At 68.9% G+C, this 25,990-nt stretch carries 18 protein-coding genes; all 18 read right to left on the bottom strand.

Going from position 1 to position 25,990, the window contains the following annotated elements:
- Positions 1–36 precede the first annotated feature (36 nt).
- Entirely contained in the window at positions 37–2,232 is a 2,196-nt protein-coding gene (locus ACFYXH_RS12015; protein WP_389561961.1) for a hypothetical protein, read from the bottom strand.
- Positions 2,229–6,020, bottom strand: a complete 3,792-nt coding sequence (locus ACFYXH_RS12020) for a putative baseplate assembly protein (RefSeq protein ID WP_389561962.1) — start codon at positions 6,018–6,020, stop codon at positions 2,229–2,231. Before ACFYXH_RS12020 ends, ACFYXH_RS12015 begins: the two co-directional genes overlap by 4 nt.
- Positions 6,017–9,184, bottom strand: coding sequence for a putative baseplate assembly protein (locus tag ACFYXH_RS12025; RefSeq protein WP_389561963.1), 3,168 nt, complete (start codon positions 9,182–9,184; stop codon positions 6,017–6,019). Before ACFYXH_RS12025 ends, ACFYXH_RS12020 begins: the two co-directional genes overlap by 4 nt.
- Positions 9,181–9,567 carry a GPW/gp25 family protein gene (locus ACFYXH_RS12030; protein ID WP_389561964.1) on the bottom strand — a complete coding sequence of 129 codons (387 nt, stop codon included), beginning with the start codon at positions 9,565–9,567 and terminating at the stop codon, positions 9,181–9,183. Before ACFYXH_RS12030 ends, ACFYXH_RS12025 begins: the two co-directional genes overlap by 4 nt.
- Positions 9,564–9,902: a hypothetical protein gene (locus ACFYXH_RS12035; protein ID WP_389562241.1), complete on the bottom strand. Its 339-nt coding sequence runs from the start codon at positions 9,900–9,902 to the stop codon at positions 9,564–9,566. Before ACFYXH_RS12035 ends, ACFYXH_RS12030 begins: the two co-directional genes overlap by 4 nt.
- A gap of 29 nt (positions 9,903–9,931) precedes the next feature.
- Positions 9,932–10,459, bottom strand: a complete 528-nt coding sequence (locus tag ACFYXH_RS12040) for a phage baseplate assembly protein V (protein ID WP_389561965.1) — start codon at positions 10,457–10,459, stop codon at positions 9,932–9,934.
- Between the two features lie 26 nt (positions 10,460–10,485).
- A complete protein-coding gene (locus tag ACFYXH_RS12045; RefSeq protein ID WP_389561966.1) occupies positions 10,486–11,625 on the bottom strand; it encodes a hypothetical protein in 1,140 nt (379 codons plus the stop codon).
- Positions 11,618–11,968, bottom strand: a complete 351-nt coding sequence (locus ACFYXH_RS12050) for a hypothetical protein (RefSeq protein ID WP_389561967.1) — start codon at positions 11,966–11,968, stop codon at positions 11,618–11,620. The genes ACFYXH_RS12045 and ACFYXH_RS12050 overlap by 8 nt, the downstream gene beginning before the upstream one ends.
- Before the next feature lie 3 nt (positions 11,969–11,971).
- Complete coding sequence (locus tag ACFYXH_RS12055; protein WP_389561968.1) at positions 11,972–12,637, bottom strand: hypothetical protein; 666 nt, start codon at positions 12,635–12,637, stop codon at positions 11,972–11,974.
- A 22-nt stretch (positions 12,638–12,659) separates the two neighbouring features.
- Positions 12,660–13,373, bottom strand: coding sequence for a hypothetical protein (locus ACFYXH_RS12060; protein ID WP_389561969.1), 714 nt, complete (start codon positions 13,371–13,373; stop codon positions 12,660–12,662).
- Between the two features lie 2 nt (positions 13,374–13,375).
- A complete protein-coding gene (locus ACFYXH_RS12065; protein WP_389561970.1) occupies positions 13,376–13,786 on the bottom strand; it encodes an SUKH-4 family immunity protein in 411 nt (136 codons plus the stop codon).
- Positions 13,787–13,823: 37 nt separating this feature from the next.
- On the bottom strand, positions 13,824–14,444 hold the full coding sequence (locus ACFYXH_RS12070; protein WP_389561971.1) for a HEAT repeat domain-containing protein: 621 nt from the start codon (positions 14,442–14,444) through the stop codon (positions 13,824–13,826).
- Positions 14,441–15,157, bottom strand: coding sequence for a hypothetical protein (locus tag ACFYXH_RS12075; protein ID WP_389561972.1), 717 nt, complete (start codon positions 15,155–15,157; stop codon positions 14,441–14,443). Before ACFYXH_RS12075 ends, ACFYXH_RS12070 begins: the two co-directional genes overlap by 4 nt.
- 247 nt (positions 15,158–15,404) lie before the next feature.
- A complete protein-coding gene (locus ACFYXH_RS12080) occupies positions 15,405–15,992 on the bottom strand; it encodes a hypothetical protein (RefSeq protein ID WP_389561973.1) in 588 nt (195 codons plus the stop codon).
- A gap of 19 nt (positions 15,993–16,011) precedes the next feature.
- Positions 16,012–22,602, bottom strand: a complete 6,591-nt coding sequence (locus ACFYXH_RS12085) for a DUF4157 domain-containing protein (protein ID WP_389561974.1) — start codon at positions 22,600–22,602, stop codon at positions 16,012–16,014.
- On the bottom strand, positions 22,599–22,895 hold the full coding sequence (locus ACFYXH_RS12090) for a hypothetical protein (protein WP_327321668.1): 297 nt from the start codon (positions 22,893–22,895) through the stop codon (positions 22,599–22,601). Before ACFYXH_RS12090 ends, ACFYXH_RS12085 begins: the two co-directional genes overlap by 4 nt.
- Entirely contained in the window at positions 22,886–25,030 is a 2,145-nt protein-coding gene (locus ACFYXH_RS12095) for an AAA family ATPase (protein ID WP_389561975.1), read from the bottom strand. The genes ACFYXH_RS12090 and ACFYXH_RS12095 overlap by 10 nt, the downstream gene beginning before the upstream one ends.
- Positions 25,031–25,063: 33 nt before the next feature.
- Positions 25,064–25,990, bottom strand: a complete 927-nt coding sequence (locus ACFYXH_RS12100; RefSeq protein ID WP_389561976.1) for a DUF4255 domain-containing protein — start codon at positions 25,988–25,990, stop codon at positions 25,064–25,066.

Here is a 25,990-nt window from a genome sequence, read left to right on the forward strand (position 1 = left end):
CGACAGTCGTCGTTCGGCAGTCGGTGAAAAGTCGTGTCAGGTGACGGGGATGATCCCGGCGTCGGTACCGGCCGGGGTGTACTCGGCGAGCCGGGCCAGCAGGCTGTCCTCGCGCTGCGGCTGGTAGAGATCGTGGAAGGCGCCCATCTCGGAGCCGTCCTCGGCACCGCGCCCGCAGCAGCAACGGCCTGAGGGACAACCCCCAGACCTCCGGGCTTCCGCGCAACCCGCGGCCAACTGCCCGTACGCGGGGGTGCCGTACCGCTCACTGGTGAACAGCGGCCGGACCACCTGCGCGTTCTCACGGCCCACCAGATCCGGCAGGCAGCGGTGGCGGCGCGGAGTGCGCGAGAGGGGCGGCACATACGAAAACCGCATACAGCCGATGCCCCGCCGGACGACCTGCATCCGCCCGGTGAAGATGCTGTTCTCGGCGATCTCCACCGCATGGGTGTGGACCTCGCCGATGACGGTGGTGCGGTGCGCGTGCAGCACGGCGTGCGCATGGCGGCAGTCCGGGGCCGACAACGCCGGCAGCTCGTGTCCTGTGGCGTCCAGAATGCTGTCCCGGATGTGGATGGGCAGCGGATCGTGGTTGACCTCGTCGCCGATCACCTCGATGGTGCCGAGGATGCTCCGCTCGATGGACACGCACGCGGTGGTCCGGTCCAGGACCAGGCTCGGCTCTTCGGGGGAGTGCGGCTCGCACTGAGGCTCCAGCGACCAGCCCGGTACGAGCGTGCAGTGCCGCAGCACCACAGCCCCGACCGGCCCGGTGACATTGAGTCCGCGCCCGGTGATCAGCAGACCGTCCAGCACGATCCGCGGCGCGTCACCCTCGCAGTCCTCCTGCGCACGGATGTTGAGCGCGTCGGGCCGGTTGCTGTACCAGTCGAGCAGCCGGATCACCGGCCGCGTGCCCTCGGCCGCGCGCACTTCCAGACGGTCGCCGGGATCCAGATCGAAGTCCAGCTGCTCCTGGTAGGCGCCGCTGTGCGTGATCTCGATGATGCCGTCGGGTCCGCAGCGCCCCGCCCGCCGGTCGGTGCGCCAGTCGTTGTACGCGTCCATGATCCGCTGATACGTCTGCCCCGGACCGACCTGATACAGCTTCGCCGCCACCGACGTCTCACGGTCGCGCGGGTACTCGCCGCCGCCCGTGTCGTCCCCGAACGCGTAGTGGTAGGTGACCCAGACGCCCTGCCGCGGTGCCGAACGCGAGCCGAAGGCGATGCGGCCCAGCGCCGGGTCGACGGCCACCTGCCCGCGCTTGGGGCGGTAGCGCCAGTCCGTCAGATCCGCCACCACGATGTCCGACAGCGGCACCGGCTCGTCCTGCCCGTCGCGCCAGATCGTGAAGCTCTTGCCGGGCCCGTAGTAGTCCGCGAGCCGGTCGGCGAGCTGCCTGCGCCGGATGTACGCGGGGACGTTGTCGATCGTCGCCATGTGGGTCGCCGACGGCTCCGGCACCGGCTTGGTCACCAGCGGCGAGTCATTGCCCAGAATCGAGAAGGTGTAGAGGTTACGGGCCCGGTCGACGCAGTACGCGGGCGCTCCGGTCACGTGATACGGCTTCAGCCGCCATACGAACAGCCCCACCCCGGCCGGGGAGTAGCCGCCCTGCGTACGCGCCGAACCGGCCCGCCGTACATTCACCGTCTGCGCGACCGTACCGAAGGGACCGCCCGCCAGATCCAGCGCCGCCCCTTCCCGCACGTCGACGAGCCGGCCGCGCTCGAGCCGGCGCGCGTTGACGGCCTCCGTCCCCGATCCGTACAGCTTGACCGGCTGCTGGTGGGAGACGAGCCGGGAGAACTCCACGGCCCGCGAAGGCCACCCGGCGACCTCCTCGGCCAGCTCCTCCAGCAGCGCGAGAGTGCCCTTGCGCCGCCGGTTGGCGACGGTCGCGGCGACATCGCGACGTGGCGCGAGAGCCTCGGCGAGACGGCTGCGCGATTCGGCCCCGTCCTCGCCCTGAAGCCCCTTCGCCTGCACGCGTTCGTAGCCCGGCAGCGGTTTGTAGCCGACCAGATCGCCGAGATACGGCAGCACCCAGGGCGCCGCGGTCTCCACGAACCAGTCCTCGTAGTTCTGCTCGACGCCGTCCCGCACCAGGTCGGCCTGCTCGGCGATCACCGCCAGCAGTGCGCGCAGTGGCTCACCGCCACCGGCGTCCCGCAGACGGTGCCACTGCGGGAGCAACTCCGCGAGCCCGTCCGGTTCCCTGCTCATGCGGTGACCTCCGTGAGAATCAGCGTGTCCGCGACATGCGGTGACAACAGGGCGAGCTGGGCCGGCCGGATGCCTCGGAAGACGCACACCGCCCGTCCCTTCCCGAGCCGCCGGGTATCGGTGATGTCCGGGTTCAGACGCAGCAGTTCGGCGAGCGAAATGCCGTATCCGGCGGCGATCTCGGTGAGCGTCTCGCCGGCCTCGGCGGTGACCCGGTGCACGTCCTCGTCGTACTCGGCGAGCCGGGCCCCGACCGCGGTCCGCGGCTCGGCGAGGGCTTCCGCGAGCCCGGTCAGCCCGTCAGCAGTGACGGACGCCGGCACCCCGGTGAAGACGTCCACGTCGACATGGTCCACACCGGGCACCGAGTGGGCCGTCGCCAGGACGTCGGACAGCAGTGCGGGACGGCCCAACTCACGCCGCCCGCTGCCGAATTCACGCAGCAGTGCCTGCCGCAGCCTCGGCTCGACCACCGTCCAGGTGTGGTCGCGGGCGACCTTCACCTTCGCCGCGAGCAGCAGCAGCACCAGCTCGCGTACATCGACCCGGACCAGCAGCCGCGAGTCTCCGTACTCGGCGAGCGAGGAGCGCAGCGCACGCAGCACCTCGGAGTCGTCGGCAATCGCGATGTCGTCCACTCCAGCGACGGTCACATGCAGCACGCGCCGCCTTCCGTCGAATATCTCGCGTGCCGCTGCCCGGCCGATGCCCGCCCGCGAACGAGCGAAGTCCTCGTAGTCCGTGACGGACACGAGCCGGTCGAGCGCGGAGACCGCGAGCGGGATCGTGCGCCGGGTCAGGCCGGGACCGTCGGCGTCCGCACCGCCCGTGGCGGGCTGCGGATTGGTGACCGCGGTGACGCCCAGCGGCCTGGTGATCGTTTGAGTGATGCGCTCCGCCCGGACGTTGGCTGCCTTTCCGGTGCCGAAGCGGTACCGGGCCCGGACGTTCTCGTGCCCGGTGGGCAGCCGCGCGCCGTGCACACCGTCGCCGAAGACCACCGTGGTACGCCCGTCCCCGGCCGTCCCGGAGACATAGACCCGCTCACGCGGTCCGTGTCCGGCCAGGCTGTCCACCGCATGCCACAACAGCCCGTCCACGCGCACCTCCAGGGTCGGAGTCGCGCCCAGCGGGTTGTCGGCAGGCAGCCATGTCAGCGGCGACTGCCAGAGCGTGAACGTCTGATTGCTCCGGTCGGCGTCGCCGCTGCCGATCGGCTCGTCCCGGCTCTCGCCGTGCGTCGCGGGCACCACATTGCCCTGGATGCGGACCGTGTCACGGCGGTAGCGATAGGCCAGATCCGTGGTGAGCGTCAGCTTCGTATGCACATGGTCGCCGGGCAACTGCGGGTCGAGCTGCTGCTCCACCGAAGCGATCACCGCCAGTTCCGTGCCACGCAGGCCGGCCGTGTTCGGGATGTCGGTGCGCTCGCCCGACACCACCAGATGGCGTCCGGGCCGCAACCCGTCGTACAGCTCGGCCAGTTCGAGCTCATTGCCGTGCACATCCTCGCCCAGCGGCTCGTCGGCCGGGCGCAGCGCCACACCGCCCGCGTGCACGGTGGTGTCACGGATCGCCGAGAGCAGGACGTCGTGCTCGTCGAGCCACGGATCGGCGAGCGTGAGCTCGGTGCCGCGGCCCGTGATGCCGTAGTTGGTGTACGCGGCGGTGCGCACCGAGGTGACCCGGGTGGTCACGAAGGCGAGCTTCCTGTCACCCGGGATCCCGTCCGGATCATCCGCGCCCTTACGGGGGCGCTCGATCGCGACCCAGCTGCCGACGGTGATCCCGTCCTGCACGGAGTCGAGCGGCAGGACACGACGGTTCGCCTGCTCCGGCACGGTCGCAATGCCGACCTCGACATTCGCCGGCTCGGTGCCGACCGTGTACCGCACGGTCACCTCGAACCCGCCGTGGGTGACCTGCTTGTGCTCGCCGGGCGACAGCAGCCAGTTGACCGGTTCGCCGTTGTGCACGGCCACATGCACTCGCCCGTCCTCGGCGGGGCGGGACACGAAGACGGTCCGCTCGGGAAGCCCGGAGAAGAACTGGGCGGTCACACCGGGCTCCTGGGAGTCCGCAGGGCGCCTGGTCAGCCAGCTCAGATCGTGGTCCTGACCCGCACGGGTCTGCAGCGAGACCCGGCCGGGCCCGAGGCCGAACGTGATCCCGCCGGGCAGATTCTCCGACCGCTGCACCGAGTCGCCCGTCTCCGTGTGCTGGAACTCCGCGCGCACCGGCACCCGGCCCGCCGTGTCGTACACGATCCGCATGGTGGTCAGTGCGGAGCCGGTGAGCGGCCAGTCCACCTGCCGGATGACCCGGCCACGCTCGTCCTGTACGGGCTTGAGCGGCGCCGTCGCCCCGAAGGGAGCCGCGGTCACCCGCATCGACTGCAGTTCGCGCAGCAGGGCGGGCACGGCCGGAGCGGCCTGCCGCCACGCCGCGTACATCCCGTCGGCGACCCTCGGATCCAGCGCGGACAGCAGCTGCGCGCCGAGGTCGGAGCCGGGCGCGAAGTACCGGCCCGGATCGTGCGACAGCGCGCGGGCGCCGGACGGCGGCCGTACGACCCGGGTGCGCAGCGTCGGCAGGACGGCGCCGAGCGCCCGCATGGCCGGAGAGTACGCCAAAGCGGCCGATGTGGGAGTCACAGGCTGCGAGGGCTCCAGATCGGCTGCCCGCTCCCTCAGCTCACCGACCACCGCCTCCAACTGCTCGAACCAGGCGGCGACTTCCTCGTACGGAGCGGCGACGGCCTGCGCCTCAGCGAGCCGGTCATGCGGATCGGCAAGCCGCCGGGCGAACTGCGCCGGGGTCTTGATCCCGTCCAGATCGGCGCGCAGCGGCGCCAGCACCTGGGCGTCGAACTCCGCGATGATCATGCTGACTGGACGCGGGTTGGGGTTGTCGGGCGTCGCCTCGCCCTCCTCGACCTCCCGTTCGTCCTCGGTGATCCACTCACGGAGCTCCGCCACCAGCTCGGTCAGCGACGCCGGCGCGGACTGCGGCAGCCCGATGGCCGTCACCTCGTCGTCCCGGTCGATCCGGATACGCGCCACCGGCAGCAACAGCCGCTGCCCTCCCGCCTCTTGGCCCCCGCCGAAGACGAACAGCAGCTTGTCCCCGGTCTGCAGCGAGGTGTCGGTGCCGGAGACGAAGATCTCGGACCGCTTGCGCAGATCGTCGGGCGTGAGCAGGGCAGGCCGGCGCCGACGCACCGCCAGCTCGTTCCACGCCCAGCGGGCGATCAGGTCCTCACTGGTCTCGAAGGCCTGCGACTCCTCGTCGGAGGTGGTGGGCACGCTGTTGCTGCGCGCACCGCGCGGAATCAGCACCGGTACGTCCTCGGCCCGCGGATCCCGGTCCAGCGTGTACGCGAGATGCGTGTCGGCCGCGATACCGGGTCGTGGCCGGTGTCCCACCAGCCGCCCGAGCAGCGCCAGTGAGCGGTGTTCGTTGGCGGTACGCAGATAGCCCTCGTCGGCGATGCGCTCGGAGTGGAAGGTGAGCAGGTCGCCGACGACCGCCCACGAGTCCAGCAGGCCGATCGCCGGATCGTCCGGGGTGCGGACGGTCAGCCCGCGCAGCGCCGGATAGGCGGGGGAGGCGAGACGGTCGAGCATGGCCGCCAGGAACGAGCCGTACTCGCCCACCCGGTAGTTCAGGGCAGTTCGGCCTGGAGGCGTGCTGGGTTTTCCCGGGGGGCGACCCCCGGACCCCCGGTGGGCCTCGGGCGCGTGGCGTTCGTCGTGTCCGGCGCAGCCACAGCCGCAGGCGCCACTCATCGCGCACCTCCGCCGAGCTCGATGGTCAGCCGGCCGTTCTCGGGCCGGTCCGGGTCGTTGTCGCATCGCGCGATCTCCAGCGGGCCGAGCCGCAGCACGCCTGCCTCCAGTGCCGTGTGGTCGAGTGGGTCCTCGTGGAAAAGCCGGCTCAGCCGGGTCACTCGTACGCTCTCCACGCCCTGTACGCCGGCGGCAGCGGCCACCAGACGGCTGAGCCGTACCGGTCCGCCGAAGCTCAGCGCGTCGGGGTGGAAGAAGCCGATCCGTCCGCCGGGCAGCCGCCGGCTGCCCAGCAGCCGGTACAGCTCGGCGAGGATCTGGCCGTGCTGATGGCCGGGCGCGGCGCACACCGTGAGCGCGATGTCCAGCGGCACCGACCTGGCCGGTCCCACGACCAGGTCGTGCCCGATCCGGCGGTAGCTCTCCAGTGCGTACGACACCGAGTCGAGCAGTTCGGGAGAGGGATCACCGGCCCCCAGCGCGTCGACGGCGACATGCGCCTCCTGCACGCTGCCGGTCCAGCGGATCTCGGCGGCCGCGCGCTGCACGCCCGGGAGCTTCGACGCCAGCGCCGCGTAGTCCTCGGCGGTGACGGCGCGCAGCCGAGTGCGCTTCAGGTCGAGCGGCGCCAACTGGCGTACCTGCTCGACGGGTTCGGGCTCGGTGCCGCCGACTGCGGGCAGTGGATTGCGCACCCCCGCCACCGGCATCGGGTCCCCGGCGTCCGACTCCTGCGGATCGCGGCACAGCACCAGATGGTTGATGGCCTCCGCGCCGACGTTGCCCGCCGTGCCGCCGCCGAGGCGGTAGTGCAGCTCCAGCCGGGCGCCGGGGTGCGGGCGCGCGCCGTGCCGTCCGTCGCCGAAGCGCAGCGCGATCCGGCCGTCGTCCTCCAGCTCGCCGACGAAGTGCCGCTCCCGCAGACCGCTGCTCAGCAGATCCCGCTTCGGGGTCCACCGCTCGTCGTCGTCCGTCAAGGTCACCGCGGGCAGCGCGGCCCGCGGGTCCTGTACGAGCGCTGCGGCAGGACCGCGCAGCACCGGCTCGTCCGGGTGCAGCCCGGCCGCGTACTCAGGGCCCCAGGTGTGCGCGATCTCCCAGGCGATGCCCGCGTCGAGTACCGCGCCCGCGCGCGCCCGCGCCGACAGTACGTCGAGCCGCCGCAGCTTCGCGGTCAGCAGCCGCTCACTGCGGTGCAGCAACTCGCGCAGCGCGCGCACCGGGTGGCGGCGCAGCTCAAGACGCTCGAGCACCCGCAGCCCGAACAGCACCGTCAGCTCGGCGATCTCCGGCTCGGTGAGCCCGTCGCAATCGCGGGCGCTGCGCCACAGCTCCACCAGACGCTGCCGGACACGGCCCGGGACGGCCGCCAGTTGCGTGGCCTGCCCGGCCGAGACGTGGTGCGGGTCGGGGAACGGCACGGACTGGACCACGGGGGAGCGCTGCAACACCGGCCGGAAGCGCGCCGGGATGCCCGGGTAGACGACCTGCGCCAGCAGCGTCGCCAGCGCCTCGGCCTGCGCATAGGCGGTGCCGGGCACGACCTTCTCGCGCCGTCGGCCCGCGAGCTCCAGGCCGAGACCGGCGCGTTCGGTCGCGTCCTCGCCGACGACGGTGAACAGCTCCCGTATCTGATCGGCGGTCAGCAGGCGGCCCGAACGGGTCTGATGGAGCCGGGTGTTGATCAGATCGGCCGTCTCGTTTCCCTCGTCGCGGTCCCAGCAGCCGAAGCCCGACGGATCGCAGGACCCGAGGACGGCCGGCGCGGGCGGCACGGTGACCGTCTCGGGCGCAGAGCCGCAGAAGGTCAGCGACCGGCCGTGGTCGACGAGCGCGACATTGCCGCGCGCCGCGCTCACATCCTCGACCGGCTCGCAGTCCGGGCCGCCGCGGGTGGAAAGACAGACCGGGAAGGCGAGCGCATCCTCCTGCGCCCAGCTGACCTCGAGGACGGGCTGGTCCGCCAGCCGGTCCACGGCCGGGGTGACGGAGGTGAGGCGTACGGCCTGGCGGTGGGCCGGGTCGGCGTCGCCAGGCGTACCGGAACGCGCCCCCCGCACCTCCTCGATCAGCAGCAGATCACCGGCCGACAGCCCGAGCGCCCTGACCGTGCACTCCTCGTCCGCCCACTCGTCCCGCAGCGTCGCGGAGACTGCACCCTTGGGCAGCGAACACACCTCGTCGCCCCAGGTCCAGAAGCGGATCGTGTTGTGCTCGGGGCGCAGCACCAGCGGATCGTGGCCGACGACCGGCTCGAACACCTCCACCGATCCGCGCTCGTCCAGCACGGCCAGATCCCGGTCGTCGATGACGGTACCGATCTCGGGCCGGTCGCGCGGCCCCAGCGTGCGGACGTCGACGGCGGCGAAGCGGAAGGTGCCGGGCAGCAGCGTCAGCTCCCGTACCGTCTCGACCGCGACGAAGGCACGCGCGTTGACGCCGTCGTGCATCGGGTAGTCGATGAGCCGCACATGCCGGCGCACGGACACCCGGCGGCGGGCCGTGTCGAGGTACGCCTCCGTCGCGACCGCGTCCTGCTGATAGCTGATCAGATCGCCGGTGTGGGCCAGTAGTTCGACCAGTGTTGTGCCGAGGTCGGCGGCGTTGCGCTCGACCCAGTCCGGGGTGGTCAGCGCCAGCCGGTCCAGGATCAGTCGGCGGATCGACTCGTAGTCGCGCGCCGTGTAGTCGATGACCGGCGCGATCTTGGGGGCGGGCGGGCAGTCCGGCTGCTCGTCCTTGCAGTCGAAGGGGGTGGGGCAATCGGGACGGAAGTCGAACCCCGCGGAGAAGTACCGCTGGTCGAAGCCGGGGAACGGCTCGGTGCCGGGCCTTCCGTACGGATCCGTGTCGACGACCGAGAGCCGGTAGCGGGAGGTGTCCCCGGTGCGGTCGAGCGTGACGAACAGCCGGTCGTCGAGCTCCGGGTCCTCCTCGCGCTCGACGGACACCTCGACGGCCTCGAGGCCGGTGATCCGGCGGCCGCCGTCGATGCGTATGTTCTCCGGGCACAGGCCGTGGGGCGCCTTGCCGAGGAAGGTGACGGTCAGGGTCAGCCCGTCGTCACCGACCTCCACCGCGTCCACGCCACCGAGCTGTGCCGACCGTACCTTTGCGCGCCTGCCGTCGGTGCGGCAGACCAACTCCTCGCTCACCCCGCTCATGCCGGGCCGCTCCCCTCGAAGACCTCGTCGCGCCGGCTGGCGGTGGAGCGCACCACATAGCGCAGATGGACCCGGACCACGTTCTCCTCGCTCACCACGTCCAGGGCTTCCACCTCGATCAGCTCGCCCAGCCAGCGCTGCAGCGAGGCCTGTACCGAGAGCTCCAGCGCGGAGGCCAGCTCGGGGCTGTTGGGCGTGAAGACCAGATCGAGCAGCCCGCAGCCGAAGTCGGGGCGCATCACGCGCTCGCCGGGGCTGGTGAACAGCAACTGCTCGATCAGATCCCGCACATGGTCGTCGTACGCCGCGTGCGCGGTACGTCCCCGCCGGTCGATCCGGAAGGGGAAAGCGATCTCGCTCCTCGTCTGCGTCATCCGACTCATCGCGAAGACACCCCCCGCGTCGTCGCGGCGACGACCGGAGGTCCCTGCGGCTGGAGCGCGGCGCTGAAGCAGAGCGCGGACGTGCTGTCGAGCAGCACGGGCGAGCCGTCGATCAGCACGCTGTCGCGGCCCGGCGTCCAGCGGACCGTGACGCAAGGATGCGGTATGCGGTCGATCGTGTGCCGGCAGCCGCTGACGGTGAAGACATCAGCAGCGGTGGGCACGGGCATGCCGTCGATCCGTACGCCGGACGACAGGGCGGAGGCGGGCACGACCCGGCCGCCGTGCGGGCAGCTGATCGCGGACCCGCCGTTCACGAGATTCCCGGACAACACGTAACTCCCCGTTTCCTTGGTCCTTGTCCTCATCGCTTCTTCGGCACGATCAGCCGGCCCTCGTTGACGTTGACCTGGTCGCCGATCAGCACGATCGAGGCGCCCTTGCCGTTGCCGATGGTCACGCCCTTCTCGTCGATCTGGATGTACGCCCCGCCCTTGGCCTCCAGCAGAATCCCCGTACCGCCGGGCACGTCCGACATCACCAGCTTGTGATCGCCGGGAGTCTGGATCACGACCGGCTGGGAGGCGGGCAGTTCGGCGCGCGCACGGGGCGGCAGCTCGGTCTCATCGCCGTACCAACACCCCGTCCAGATCGGGAAGCTGGGGTCCCCCTGCTCGAACTCCATCCACACGCCCGCACCGATCTGCGGCACGACGTACTGACCGGCCTGGCGCCCGGTGAAGGGGAGGCAGGGCAACGCCCAGGTGGAGGCCTCGTCGCCCAGCACGTCCGGCACCTGGGCCATGATCCTGCCGATCTTGAGCGGATCCCTGTTGTCGATCACCCGCCCCCGGAACTTGCCGAGAAACCGGTTGTTCGGTCCTGCAGCCATGCGAAGTTCTCCTGGTCCTTACGTCTTCACGGACGCACTGTGTCGCTGCGAGCGATCAGGCCCTCGCGGGAGAGCGTGAAGTTCTGCTGGTACGAGCCGGGGCGGAGGTTGTGGGTGACGGACTTGACGTAGTAGTCGCCGTCGTACGTCACGCCGGAACCCCGAACCCCCACCAACTCCCGCGGCCGCAGCACATATCCATGCCGATTGACGTCCAGCGAGCCGGACCCGGAAATCGCATCCGCGGAGGTCGCCGCCCGGGCCAGGGTCTCGGCCTCTGCCTGCCCGAGTTCCTTCTTCGCCGTACCGGAAAGAGTCTTGCGTTTGAGGGCGGGCGAGGCGCGGCGGCCGAGGGGTGGCCGCAGCGGGCTGATATCGGGCTGCGCCAGCAACCGGGTGTCGCGCGTCCTCGGGTCCTGCACTCGCGCCTGCGGCTCTTCGCGGGCGGTCCCGTCGTAGGAGAAGGTCAGCTGGTCGACGGTGGAGTTGTTGTCCATGTTGACGTTGAGCGCATGCTGGCGCTGCCCCAGCCGCCGCTCGGGCCCCCAGAAGGCGGTGGACCGGCCCGGCCGGGGGCCGGGGTCGAGGTAGAAGGTGTAACCGTTCGCCCTGGCCAGCTCATTGAGATATTGCAGATCGGTGCCGGTCTGGTAGTCGACGCGGAGCTGTTCGCGGGGTGGCTGATGGATCTGCTCACGGATGATCCAGGGATCGATGCCGTAGTCGGCGTACCTCCGCAGAATCCGGTCAACTCGCTGGGCCGGGGCCAGATTCGGATAGCGGTCGGTCCGCTCTTCGAGATCCATCAGCAGGGTCAGATCCTCCCCGGTGACGGTCAGCGTGGTCTGCCCCGGCAGATTGCTGGCACCGACCTCCTGCCGCACGATCAGCCCGTCCAGGATCACGGTCGGCGTTCCCTTGACCGAGGTCGTGACGATCACCCGGGTCTTCGGATCGAAAAACCCCTCGGGCAGCAGCCGCTGTGTGATCAGCCCTCTCTTGGTCAGGTCGAAGGCGAGCTGGAACCCGCTCCGTTCCCCGGCGGTCATGGTGATCTGCGCGGACAGCAACGCCTCGGTCACTTCGGCCGGCACGGGACGGGTGAGCTTGGGCCCCATCCGGAGGTTGAGATATACGGGCCCGCTCCCGATGGGCTCATCAGCCATGGAAACCACCCGGCAGTGGAATGTCGGTCTGCTGTCCCGGCTCGTCGGTCAGCTCGCGCGGATCGAGAACGGGATTCGCGTCCGCGATCTGCCACCACTGGCCGGGGTCGCCGAAATAACGCTGCCCGAGCTGGTCCGGGCGCTCGCCGCTGCTGACCGTGTGGGGCGCGGTCTCGTCGGCGTCCGCGCTGAGCGGTGGCAGCAACCGCCGCTTCGTGTAGCGCACTTCGGTGCCGTCGGGCTGCTGGTGAACCCCGATCTCCGCGTCGTGATACCGGCTGGTCCGGGGATACGGATGTGTCCCGGGGATCGCGTCCAGTGCACTCTCGTAAGGATCAATCACGTCCTACAGCCCCCGTCCCAGCCCAAGTTCCGCCAGCCGCCCGCCTCTTGCCGCTCTGGCCAGCCGCTCCTTCTGCGCCAGATGCGCCAGATACAGATCGGCACCCCGATGCCCGGCCGGCAGATCACTCACGCTGAGGACCTTCATGCCGATGCCGAGGCTTGCCCGTATGGGGTTGAGGTTGACGTCGAACGCGGACTCATTGATCGACAGTTCAGTGAGCCGCACGGGCATGACGCGCTTACTCCCCCACGTGAAGAGCGTCAGGGGCATCTCGATCGGGCTGATCTCGATGGTCCCCTTCTTGGTGAGCCGCGCGGCCTCGCGGAGCTGGGCGGTGGTGGGATGCACGAGCATCTCGAGGGTGGCCAGCTCGGGATGGATCCCCTCGGGAGCGGCGACCTCGAACTGATCGGTGGCGTCGATCTCGGCGGTGAACTTCCAGCTCTCCTCGGCGGGCCCCTTGAGCCGGAGAGCCTCGTTACGGTCCCCTCCGCTGCCGCCTCCGCCGGCATCACCACCTCCTCCGGCGGCTTGGGGGGCGAGTGAGCGCTCCAAGGTGTCCGGGTTGAACTGCAGCACGATGATGCGCTGGGGGGTGCCGCGTTCGGGGTCTACGACGACGATGCCGGAGCGGATGGGCTTGGGTATGTCTGCGTAGCGGGTCATGGAGATCCAATCCGGGAGAGCGCTACCAGGGGGCGACTGAGCTCTGCTCGTGAGGGAGATAGAGGGGAGCGAACGCGAGCTCGACGTGCTGCTTGTCGATGATGTCGAGGACGCGGCCACCAAATACGGGAATGGCCGGATGCGCAAGAACTCTGCCCTGGACCAATTTCCTTGTGGTCCAGGCAATCCCATACACGCGCAAGTGACTCAGGCCGGAGTCCGTGATGATGGACCGGCCGTCATCCAGCACCATCCACAGTCCGTTTCCGCCTTGAACAGTGGCAAACGCGTGAGGCGTGTGGATGGGATCGGGCAGCTCGCTCGCCAATGTGAGCGACCACAGGTCATCGATAGTTCCGTCGTGTCGCTGCCATTCCAGGTCGGAGGTCACTGGTTCCAGGAGATCGACCATGGTTGTGTTGGCGATCAGGGAGTCTCCCTCCGGGGCCTTGGCGAGAATGGGGTGGGAAGAGGTGATGCGGGACGTTGTGAGTATGTCGATGCCCACGTAGGCGGCCAACTCGTCCACGTGGTCGGTCGACTCGGCCGAGAATTCGTAGCGGAGACGAAACTCGACGCCCGTCCGATGCAGTTCCTCCTTCACCGAACCCCGGGAGCCGGTTGGCACACGCCACTCGCCGAACCGTGATTCAGGTGTTGCTCCTTGACTGGCAAGGAACGAATGGAGCTGGGGGTCGGCTTCCTCGTCCAGGGTCACCAGATAGCTGGTCTTCATCATCACCTCCCAATGATCTCTTGATAGTCGCCCTGGGCATTTGCCTCCTGCTGGTGCAGGCGGTCCAGGATCGAGGACCACCAGTTGTCGGATGCCTCAAAGGCGAATGAGTCCCGCTCCCTGAGGTAGGCAGCAACATTACTCGTGTACTCACGCAGCTCATCGGCCGAGACCTCACTTCGCATCTTGGCGCGCATTCCGAAGAGGCGGAGGAACTCGATGAAGTCGTCGAGGGTGCTGTTGACGATGTCAGCCTCGGGGCCGTTATTGAAAAATTTGAACAGGCCGACGTATCCATCGTCTGCGTCCCCGACCTGGGACAGGCTCTGAACGTCCGTAGGGGACACTCCGACACGGCTCAGTTCATCGGCCTTGACGGTGATGACATTCTCTTCGCCTTCGAAAGCGTCCACCAGGTCCCGGTGCGCAGGCAATATGATGCTCCCTCGGTCAGTTCGCGTCGCCATGGAGATTGAAACCCTCAAGCAGCACTTGGGCGTTGTGCCGTACGTGGTCCACGGGGTCCGTCTCGGCAAGGTGTTGGACTAGTTCAACCAGCGCCGGCCACGGAAGATAACCGGTCGCCACCACCACTGACTGCCGAACTCCTGGATCAGGGTCGGTTGCAAGCGAGCGAAACGTCTCGACCAATGAATCCACCTCGCGCTCGGGCGCAGTAAGTGTCGCTGCATAGATTGCCGTCAGTCGGTCATCACGGTTCTGCGCACTGTCGATCGTGTCCAGCGCCTCTTGGAAAGCCCATAGATGGCATGACTCTCCTACCAGTTGCGCAGCATCGTCGGATCCTTCGCCCCGGAAGGTGACAAACGGAAGTCCAGTCATTGGGTCCTCGACGTAGTGAATTTCCGCCCGGCCGTCGGAAGTGATCCACTTGTCCACGTACACCTCAGCCTTGCGATTTCCCATGATCCGCAGATCCCAGTCATTCATCTCGGCGATTCTGATGACGCAGGGTTCCGCCTTCGCATGCTTGAGGATCAGCCGGATGTCGAAGTCCGCCTTGGCTCTCCGCCCCCGCTCGTGGTGCTGGAGCACGATGCAATCACTCACAGCCGGGCCTCCAGACGCTGGGCGAGCTCGGTGTAATCCCAGGCGGGAAAGAGAACGGGGAACACATCCAGCATGGTCGTCAGCTGTGTTCGCACAGCTTTGAAGTCCGGTTCGCCGAGAGAGACTTCATCGGTGAACAAGTACTGCCAGCCGAAGGTGCCTTTCGTGAGGGCCAGTTGCTGGATGTACTCGGTGTAGGTGAGGTCCAGACGTACGTACTGCCTGTCCCAGCCTTCGGCTCTGTTGAGGTCCATGTCGTAGTACCAGATCTCCAGCGGGTCGACATGGGGCTGGATCCGGATGGCCGCGAATTGCCCGGTGGCGGCGACCGGGGTGTCGTCGATGACGCGCAGCTGGGCGAACAACTGACGTTCCACATCGGTCGACCCCGACCAGGAGAGATCCGGCGGATGCTTGAGAACTGCCGTGAAGAGATCCGTCACACGGAACTCCCCATGGAATTCGGGAAGTCCGGAGGCAGAGTTGGTGCGCCACCGGTTGCCAATCTCGGTGATCCGGGGGCTGTGGATGCATAGCTCACGGCTCAGGACGACTCCTTGCCAGTCGGGGAGATAGCGGAAGAGAGCCGGCGATTCCTCATAGCAGTCGCCGAGCTCGCCGGTCGCGGACCGGTCCACGCTGAAGTGAGGGCATTCCTCGATCTCCCGCTGCGTCTTGAAGAGTTGCTGCTCGATGTCCGTTGGGCTGCGCATCGCTCCCAGTCTCCACTCGGTGTTGCTGTTCCCCTGTCCATGGCTTACGCGGACTGCCTCTCGCCCCCGACGAGTTGATTACCAGTCATCTGGGCGGTCCCCCTGGGCAGACAACCGATCCAAGATCGCGGGCCACCACGTGTCGGAGTCTCCTCGAAAGCGAATGAGTCGCATGATGTGCTGGGGTCGACGACGATGCCGGAGCGGATGGGCTTGGGTATGTCTGCGTAGCGGGCCATGGGGGTTCCTACTCTGCGTAGTGATCGAGGATGATCCGCGCATCTCGCCGCAGCGATTCGACGGGATCCTGTTGGGAGACATCCGTGAGCAGGGGGACGAACTCCGGCCACCGGGAATACGCGGTGGCCCAGATACCGGCCGAACGAATGCGGGCGTCGCTGTCGAGGATGGATTTCTTGATGCGTTTGAAGAACTTCCTGTCGAATTCCCTCGGCGCCCCCACGCCGGCCCGCAGGACGGCTCGGTACAGATCTTCCCTGCCTTCTGCTCGGTCTACTGCTGTATTGAGTTCCTTGAGTGTCCACGGCTGCAAATTACGTTCGATCGACTCCTGAAGCCGTTGCACGGAATCCTCAGGCGAACCGATGATGACGAAAACGGAGCACCGTGAGCGGCTGTCGACCGCATACTGCAGGACGATACCGGGGGCAACACGCCACATCACATTGCGAACGATCCCTTCGGGAATGTCGAACGAGTCGTCCTCCAGTACCTCCCAATTTCCCTCGGCGCCGAATTGCATGACTTCCTCCTCGCTGCCCCAGTCCTTCAGGATCAGGCGGCGAGAAGTGTATGATTCGGGATTCTCCGGCATTCCGCTTTCCTTGCTTCGGTCACCACTTGAGGCCGTAGACATTGAACAGCCACTCCCGGTCGCCGAACAGCTTGTCCACGCCTTCCACGAGCTCTGCCACTCGCTTGTTCTTGTACTGCTCGGTGGTCAGAACGCCCTCGGCCAGCAGTAGGTCGACGATGGTGTCCCGCATTTTCCGCAGTTCACCCTCCGAGGAGCCACCCTTCTGCCTCTGCTCCGCGATCTCATCATCGGTGATGTCGCTCTTCTTTACATCCCAGTTCTTCTTTCCGTTGTCGTCGACCCCGGTGACCTTCGGCTTCCTGGCCAACCATGCCCTGTTCCTGTGCTCGCTGTTATTGGCCGTCTTGAGCTTTGCCGCCTCCTTGTTCAGGTCGGCGATCAGATCCTGCGGCGTCAGTGGCTTCTTGTTGCGCTTGACCGTCTGGCCGTTTCGAATCTTGGCCATTTTCCGTATCGCGTTTCCGGTGCGTGACAGGAAGCCACGAATCGGGCTGGTGAGTCGGTTCGCGCCGGACTGGGTCAAGGATCCATTGCGGAGTACATCATCGGGCGAGCGCTGCCCCAGCTCGACGAGACGCAGCTCGGCCGGAGCGACGGCCAGCATGTAACCATCCGTACGGAGTCCCTCGGCCAGCGACCTCGTGAGGGCCACCTGGGCCGGGAGCTGGCGTCGCCCGCCGAAGCTCTCCAAGGAATCCTCGTTGTTGAGGATCTTCATGCCTTGGCTGCCGAGGGCGTTACCCATCTCCTGGTCATTAGCCGCCCGGGCCATATTGGAATACGGACCGAAATCTCCCAGGCTGGGCTCATCGGGGTGCCGGTCAACGGTGATCAGTCCCGATTTGTCGCTCTGCGGTCCCTTCGTTCGTGTGAAGTCAAGGGACTGGTTGGCGCCCACGGTGTAGTTGGTCTCGGTCCCCTCCGGGGTGCTCCTCTTCTTGAACTCGACGTCACCTTCCATCTTTTGATAGACGTCAAGCAGGTTGTTCCCGCCCTTGCCCTCCTTCAAGGCCTGCCTGACGTAGTCCATGACGCGCGCGTCAAGGTCCGAGTCCTGCAATTCACGACCTTCTTCGACGGCCGGAAGTCGAGGGTTCAGGACGGCGTCTACGTCGAACGATGTTCCGCCGGCACGGGAGAGCCCGCTGAGTCGGTACCACATCCGCATTCCGGTCAGCAGGCCCCGGAACATTCCATCGCGTACACCCTTGCCGAGTAGTGACGTGAGACGGGGCTTGATCCTCGCCACGATCTTGCGGAGGCGTGCCTCCTTGGACTCTTTGGACTTCTCGTCCTTCTTCTGCTTGTCCTGGTTCTGCTTCTTCTGGTCCTGCTGGTTCCTCTTGTTGGTGCGCAGCTGGTCGCGCTTCTTCTTGAAGACGTTGCGCAGCTTTGACGCGCTGTTCTTCAGCGCCTTGCCCGGCTTGCTCTTCTTTAGCTTCTTGCCCAGCGTCTTCGCCGCGTTGCGGACCTTCGTCAAGGCCGACTTGACGGCCTTCTTCGCCTTGCCCAGGGCGTTGCCCAGCGGAGACTTCGGCTTCTTGGGCTTGGTGGGCTTCGGGCCCTCGATTTCCTTCTTCTTCTTGGGGGTCTGGGGCGTGCTGTCCTTATCCTTCGCCGGACCCTCGCTCTTGTCGGATGTCCTGTCCTTCGACGGACCCGGCGTCGTGTCCTTCGGTTTCGCCGGCGTTGGCGTCGGCTGGGGCTTCGCGGGTGACTTCGGTGTCGCCGTGTCCTTCGGCTTGGGCGGGGCCTTTGGGTTCGGGGAAGGCTTCGTCTTCGGTTTCGGGGCCACCGGCGGCTTGCGCAGGGTCTGGTTCGCGCTGCGCACCGCACCCCGCGCCTTGTTGACCGCGTCGCCCGCCGCCTTCTTCGCCCCCTTGCCCGTCTTCTTCAGGCCCTTCATGATCTTCTCGGCCATCGTCTTGAGACGTCTGCCCACGCCCTTCGTCGCGCCGGCGAGGCGGATCATCAAGAAGTTGGCGATGAAGTCCAGCAGCGCCACGACGCCCGCCGCGACCGCCTCCGCGAACAGGCACGCCGCCGGACCCGCCTTGACCGCCTTCAAGTAGGCCCAGAACTTGCTGAAGGCCGAGAGGATCGAGCTGATGCTCTGCCAGGCCGCCATCAGGCCCTGGACGATCGTGAGGATGGCGCCCGCCGCGGGGACGATCATCGAGACGACCTTTTCGATGACGAGCGACGCGATCATCATCGGCAGCGACGCGATGATCGCGTCCCACGCCATCTTCCCGATCTGCTTGATCGAGACGCAGCCCTTCACCAGAACGTTGATCACGGCCTTGCCCAGGCCGAGGATGCCCTCCACCTTGGTGTCGAACCACCGCTTCACGCCCGTCTTGATGGCGCCCCAGAGGTGATCGCTGATGCCCGCCTTCGCCGAGCTGCCGGCCTTGCTGATCCAGCCGCCCGGGTCCGGCGCGATGTCCGCGATCAGCGCCGCGAACTTGCCCAGCGCCTCGATCGCCGCCTGTGCGAACTTGATCGCGCCGAGAATGACCGCCTGGTAGATCTTGATGACGGCCTTGATGCCCGCCTCAAGCACATCGAGCAGCGCATTAAGTCCCGCCGCAAGCGCGTCGAGCAGCGCGTTCACGGCCTTCTTCAGGCCGTCCGCCAGCGCGTTGACCGCTGCGATCGCCTTGTCGCGCAAACCCTCGATCGCCTTGCGGAACTTGTCCCGCAGTTCGGGGAACGCCGCCAGCAGCACGTCCCCGATCGCGATCAGCGCGTCCGCCAGCACGTTGATCGCCTTGATGGCGAGGTCACGTACGAAGTCGATGGCCTTGTTGGCCCACTCCTTGAACGTGTCGATGATGCCGTTGACGACCTTGCGCGCGGCGTCGAAGACTGCGGTGACCGCGTCGAGGATCGCGTTGAACGCGCTCTTCACCGCGTCGGCGACCCAGCCGAAGAAGCCCCCGGAGGGCTTCTCCTCCTCCTTCTTCTTCTCGGCCTCCTTCTCGGCGTTCTCCCGCTCCGTGTCGATCTGCTGGTTGTCCTTGTCCTTCCTGTCGCCGACCTCCTTGTCCTTGTCGTCGCGGGCCTTGACGATCTCCTTGTTCTTGGACGTGTGTTCCTTCTCGGACTCCTTGTCCGCGTCCTCGATCTTCTGGTCCTGCTCGTTGCGCCAGCCCTCGCGCTCGCGCTGCGCCTCATCGGCGGCCCGGCCGCGCTCGGCCGTCTGCTTCTCCGCGTTCTGGGTGACCTCGCGGTCGATCTCGGTCTGCTTCTCCTGCTTGGCCTGCTGCTCGCCCTGCTGCTGTTCCTTCTCCTTGGCGACCAGATCGCCCTGCGCCTGGCCCGCCGCACCCTGAATCTCCGAGCCGCGCTCCTGCTTGGCGACCGCGCCGACGCCGGGCTTGGGCATGGGCGAGGCAGCCAGATTGCCGCCCTTGCCGCCGGCGCGGCCCACGGCCTTGCCGACCAGCTGCTCCTGGGGCGCGTCGGGGAAGATCCGGTCCTCACCCATCGGCTTGGCCGCGTCCTCACGGCCCGTGCTCTGGATGTCGGTCTGCTTCTCCTTGAGCGCCTTGGCCTGGTCGTCCGTGCGCTTCGGGTCGCTCTCGCCCTCAAGCCTGATCTTGGGGGCGGGGCCCACCGTCTTGTTCTGGAGTTCCGGGTCGACGGTCGGGACCGCGTCGGCCGCGGCGTCGACGTTCTTCGCCTCCTCCGCGGTCAGCTTGTCCGCCACGGGCGCCGGCGGCGGGGGAGTGTTGTCGGTGGGCTTCGCGCCCTCCGCCTTCTCACTGCCCTTGGCCTTCTGCTTCTCGATGCGGTCCTCGGGCCCGAGCTTCTCGACCTTGCCCGTCACCTCGGCGGCAGGCGCGGCCGCCTCCGGGGGGCCCGACTGAGTCTGCGGCGCGCCCGAAGGACGTTCCCGTTTCGGCGGGTTGGCGTCCAGGCGCTGCTGCTCCTCGCCGACCTTCTTGTCCGCGGCGGCGTCCACACCGGGCATTGCGGCCGCCGCCTGGTCCGGCGCCAGCTTGCTGACCGTACTGATCGCGGCCTTCGGATCCTGGCCCGAGACGTCCGGAGGCTCCTCCTGCTTCTCCTCGGGAGCCGCCCCGCCGCCGCCTCCGCCGCAGCTGCCGCCGCCCTCCTCCTTCTCCGCCGCGGGCTCCAGCGGGGCGCAGCCGCCGCCGTCCTTCTCCAGCGACGCCTCCGGAGCAGCCTGGGCACCTTCCGGTGCGGGCGCGCCCATCCTGCCGGGGCTGTCGGTCTGTTCGCCTGCAGGGCTGACCGCCGCCTGTGCCGCGGACGGGGCCGCGCCAGGTCCCGCGGCGGCCGTCGGACCGGCCTGCTCGCCGGCGCCGACCGAGCCACGGGGTGCCGCACCGGGGCCGGTCTCCTTGGGGATCCGGCTCTTGGGCCCGGCCGCTTCCCGCTCGGACTTGGGCGGCTCGGCGTCGCGCCGCGCGGCGGGGGAGGGGTTACGGTCCTCGGCGGTCGCCTTCTGCGTCTGCGCACCAGCAGGCCGCAACGCCGCCGGGCCGGGTGACGTATCCGGCGCCGAAGACGCGGCGGCAGCGCCCTGCGGCTGCCCCTGCTCGCCCCGCTGCTCCTGATGTCCGCGCTCCTTCAGTTCCCGCTGTTCGTCCTGCGTATCCTTGGCGTCCGGCCTCTCCTCGCCGTCACCGGAGTCCTCGTCCTTCGCGGCCCCGTCTTCCTGCTGTTGCGCGGGGTCCTTCTTCTCGGCCTCGGGCTCCTGCTGGTCCTTCTCGGTGGTCTCCGGGTCGGGGCCGACCTCCTGGTCGGTCGGCTTGTCCGGCTGGAGGTCCTTGGTGCTGCGGTCCTGGGCCTGGGCCGCGGGTCCGCCCTCGGGCTGCGGCGCCTCGCCCTCGACCGAACCCACGTCCTCGCCCGGCGCCTTCGCCTCGGGCTCGGCGGACTCCTCGTCCTCCTCGTTGGCTTCGTTCTCCCGCTGCTGCTCGACCCGCTCTGCCTTGGTCGGCGGCGGCGAAGGGAAGGACGGGACGGACGGTTCCGCGGCGCCGGGGGTCATCCGGTCGGCGGTCGGTACGGAGGAAAGGTCCAGGTCGGCGTCGGGCAGATAGTCCTCGGGTTTCAGCTCCGGCCCGCCCTTGGCGGCACCGCCCTTGTCCCGGTTGCCGTCCTGCTCACCGCCGATTTCACTGTCCGCGCCCGCCTCAAGCCCGAGCGGCTTCTCCTCCTCGCGCAGTTCGTCCTCGTCCTCGTCCTTCTCGTGGAGGCCGTGCTCGGACAGCGCGCTGTCCCGCTGCTCCGCCCGCTCGTCCACCTTCTCCGGGCGTACGGGACCGGGCTGCCCCTTCGCCTTCGGGTCGAGGTTCTCCTGCTTCGACCCGTCCGCCGGCTTCTTCGCGTCGTCCTTGCGCTTGCGCTTGTCGGCGCCGGGGGCGTTCGCCTGCTCCGGGTCCTGCTCCTCCCGGTCGCGCTGCTCCTTGCGCTCCTCCTTGGTCTGCTCGGCGCCGTCCGCCTGGCCCTGCGCACGCTCGTCGGCGGCCTCGTCGACCCGCTGACGGTCCTGGCCCTGCTGCTCCTCTTCCTGCCGCTGCTCCTGCGCGGCCTGCTGCCGGGACTGGGCCCGCTCGTCCTCCTGCTCCTTGCGCTGGGCAGCCTCCTGGTCCTCGGCCGCCGCGTCGGAGCGCGCCCTACTCCGGTCGCCGCTGCGCTTCTCGTCCCGTGCCGCGGCGTCCTTCTGCTCCTCGCGCGAGTCCTCGGCCTGCTTGTCCCTCGAACTCCGCCCGCCCTCTTCCTTGCGCTTCCACTGCGTGCGCTCGACACCCAGCAGCTCGAAGAGGTCCGCCTCCGGCTCGGGCACCTCGGCCGGCTGGAGGTCCACGGGCAGGACCTCGGCCTGCTCGGTGAGGTCCAGCAGCCTGTCGTACTCGTTCGAGAGGAGGCGCCCCTCCAGCCGGTCCAGCACCGAGTCCTGCAAGTCCGGTGACATCCGGGCAAGTTGGAGGCGTACGCGGTGGGAGAGGTCCGCCGGGTCGCCGCGCAGCGAACGCAGCACGCCGTTCGCGAGCCGGTCCACCAGCGTCGCCGGATCCAGCTTCTCCATCCGATTGCGGTCGGCGTCGACCGTTGCGTAGCGCAGCCAGCCGGGCGTGGACTGCTCCGGCTCCACCTCGGGGGCCTGCTCACCGTCCCGTACGAGGGCCTGCGCCGCCGACTCCGCCTCACGCTCCATCGCCTGCTGCGGCAGGCTCACCGCACCCAGATCGCGGCCCGCCCGCAGTGCGCCCAGACCGTCCGGGTTCTGCACGGTGTGCAGCAACTCATGGGCCAGCAGCCGCTGTCCGTCCGCCGTGCCCGGCCGGTACGTTCCCTCGCGGAAGAAGATGTCCTGGCCGACCGCGACCGCGTCCGCGCCCAGCAGCTCCGTGAGCGTGCCCGCGTCCCGGTCGGTGTGCAGCCGCACTCGGCTGAAGTCGTGCCCGAGCTGCTCCTCCAGCTCCCGCCGTACACTCAGGTCCAGCGGCTGTCCGGCTCCGCTGACGATGTTCTTCGGCTCCGGCGTGCGGGACTTGGCCCGCTCCTTGCGCTTGCGCCGCCGTTCGGCCTGCGCCGCCTGCGCGTCCTGGGCGTGTGACGTAGTCATTGCGCCTCACCCCGCCCCGAAAGACCCGCGTGCACCGCACGCGCCAGCGCCTCGCCGAGCCGCCCCGGCGATGTGGTGGCCGGCAGCGGCGGCAGCCCGGACAAGGAGTCGAGGGCCTGGCCGCCGTCAGCAGCCAGCGGCACACCCCTCTCCCGTACGAGACGGGCCAGCTCAGCCTCGAAGGCGGCCGACACCCGGTCGGGGTCGAGCCGCTCGAACCCGTCGAGCACCAGCTCGCCGATGTCCACGCGGATCGTGCGCTCCGCAGGGCGCGGTGCCTCGTTCAGACCCATCCGTGGACCTCCGAAGGCGTCAAGGAGCGGTCCAGCTTGAGGTATTCGGTACGCGCCGCCTCCAGCATGTGACGCATCTGGAGCCGGTCGCCCTCCTCCGCGGCGAGGAAGGCGCCCGACAGCGCGATATTGCGGATCGAGCCGCCCGCCACGGTCAGCCGGGCGAGCAGCTCCGGATCGACGCCCTTCATCGGCGCCCGCGCGGGCAGCACCCGCCGCCAGATCTCGGCGCGTTCGCTCTCCCCGGGGAAGGGGAAGTCGACGACGAAGCGGATACGGCGCATAAAGGCTGTGTCCAGGGCCTGCTTCATGTTCGTCGTGAGGATCGCCAGTCCGCGATACGCCTCCATACGCATCAGCAGATAGCTGACCTCGAGGTTGGCGTACCGGTCATGGCTGTCCTTGACCTCGCTGCGCTTGCCGAAGAGGGCGTCCGCCTCGTCGAAGAGCAGCAGCGCGCCGCCGCGCTCGGCCGCGTCGAAGACCTTGCGCAGGTTCTTCTCGGTCTCACCGATGTACTTACTGACCACCTGGGACAGATCGATGATGAACAGATCCAGGCCCAGCTCCTTCGCCATCACCTCGGCGGCGAGCGTCTTGCCGGTACCGGAGCCGCCCGCGAACAGCGCGGTGACGCCGAGGCCGCGGCGCAGCGTCGCGGCGAAGCCCCACTCCTGGTAGACGGTCGCCCGCTGACGCACATGCGCGACGACCTCACGCAGGATCCTCAACTGCCGTTCCGCCAGCACCAGATCGCCCCACGTCGCACGCGGCTCGATCCGCCGGCCGAGCTCGTCCATGCCCATCCGCGCCTCGGTGAGCCCGGCCTTCCAGGCCAGCCCGGTGGCGTCCAGTTCGTCCTCACCGGGCAGATCCCGTACGACGGTCGCGCCGGCGGACCTGATCAGATGCGGCGGCAGCGAGAACTGCTCGACGAGATCCTTCAGGTCCTCCTCGGACACCTCGGGCACGTCCTCGAAGGCGTCCGCCCACACGCCGAGTTGCTCCTCGGTGTCGAGAGCCGGGACGGTGACCCGTTCGCCGCGCGGCCGGGCGGTCTGCCGCGGGTCCGGGCTGGAGACGACGAGCGGTACGGCCGCGCTCTCGATGAACGCGTCCGTGGCCGCGGCCTGTTCGCGTTCCAGGTCGCCGACCTCGACAAGCAACGCGGCGGGCAGCAGGATCGCCTCGCGCTGCCAGAGGCGTGCCAGCCGGTCACGTTCGGCCGGGTCGGTCGGCATGTCGTCGGCGGCCATCGCGTACAGGCCGAGACCGGAACGGCGGGCGGCCGCGGCGGCGATGTCGGTGCGGCTGCGCAGATCGCCGCCGACGAGCTCGACGCGGAGTGGTGCGTAGGGGCCCGCTCCCGCCCAGCCCGCGGCGACCCGGCTCGCCGCGAGATCGTACGAAGCCGGCAGGGACTCCGGCACAGTCGTACGGCGCAACAGCCCGTGCAGCCGGGAGTCCAGATACGGTGAGCCGACCAGGAAGTGCAGAATGCGCTCGTCGAGGCGGAGCCGCGAGGTGGTCAGCCGGGTCTCGTCGTCCAGCTCGACGAGCCGCCAGCGGCGCAGTGGAGCGACGGGCGTCAGGGCGCTCCAGTGCGGGTCGGCGAGCGCGGCAAGGGCGAGCGAGAAGGTGGGATGCGCCCGGTCCGGATCGCCGCTCGCGGCGGCGCAACGGCCGCCGGTGGTGGGGTCCAGCTCCGCGGCGGCGGCGAGCAGGACGATGTCGCGCTCGAAGGGGCTGAGCCCGAAGCAGGCGACGAGCGCGTCCAGGGTGGCGGGGCCGGAGGCGGCGAGTGCGGAGGTGCGGGGTGCGGTGAGCTCGGGCGCGGCGGCGGGCCGCGACTGGTCGGGCGTGGCAGGGGTGGTGTGCGCGCGCCGGTCGTTCCCCGGCGGGACGTCGGTTTCGCGTACGGGTACGGGTACGGGTACGGCCGCGTCCGCTGCGGGGCCCCCGGCCGCTGCACCGGATCCGGCAGATGCGCCGCCCTCCGCCGTCCGGGTCCGGTGCTGCGCGCGCTGTGCATGGGCGTCGATGCGCGCGAGGACGGACCGCACGGCCGCAGCCAGCGCGCGGCCGTCCGCACCGGCGTCCGCCGTGCCCGGACCGGTTCCCTCGTACGTACCCATGCCTTCACCCGCCCCCGTGTCCCGCACCGTGTCTCAGCTCTCCTTGCCGTCTGTACTCGCGCCGGAGTCCTTGCCGGTACGGGAGGCGGGCGCGGCCCGCTTGGCCGCCGGCCTGGAGACGGTGGACTTGGACGCCGCGGCCTTGCTCGCACCGGCCTTGCTCTGGACGTTCTTGGACGGCGCAGTCCTGGAGGGTGCTGTCTTCGACGGTGCCGTCCTGGTCGCGGCCCGCTTCTTCCCGGCGCCCGGTTCAGCGGTTGCCGTCTCCGCCCCGGCGGCCTCGGTCTCGTCCTCGGCACGCGCCGGCTCCTCGGCCGGCGGCGTGGTTCCCGGCGGCACCGGCGCTCCCGGTGCCCCGAACGGCAGCACCCGTACCGTCCGCTGCTCCACCGGCTTCGCCGGGACCGGCTTCTCGCGGCCCTCGATCAGGACCAGCGACGCCTGATACGCCACCGACAGCGTGTACGGAGTCTGGTGGAGCATCCCCCACAGCTTGGACGTCTCGTCGATGTCCATCACCGTCGGCGTGAAGCGCACCTTCTGCACAGACGCCGCAAGGTCGCTGCCCGCCAGGTACGGGCGTTCCGCGGCGAGCTCGATCAACTCCTTTGGCAGGACCGGGATTTCGTGCAGGGTCCGGATCACGCAGCCGATCAGCCGCTGCCCGACCAGCTCCGCCTCCTCCCCGTATGCGCTGATCAGATAGTGCAGATCCAGCGGCGCGGCAGGGCGTTTGAGCAGCGTCCCGTCCGAGGCGCGCGTCGGCAGGTCGGTGTGGCGCATCGAGGGGTTCGGGGTGACCTGGTACAGGAAGACATTGATCGTCGGCTCGGTCGGCGGCTCGGCCGGCGGTTTGCGGGTCTCCACCTTGACCGCGATGTCCATCTCGGGCCCCAGATTGCTCTCGATCAGCAGTGCCAGGGCCTGGGTGACCGTCGCGAGGGCAAGTCCATTGCTCAT

The organism is Streptomyces sp. NPDC002730 (assembly GCF_042888805.1).
In the GTDB taxonomy this organism is placed as follows: Bacteria; Actinomycetota; Actinomycetes; order Streptomycetales; family Streptomycetaceae; genus Streptomyces.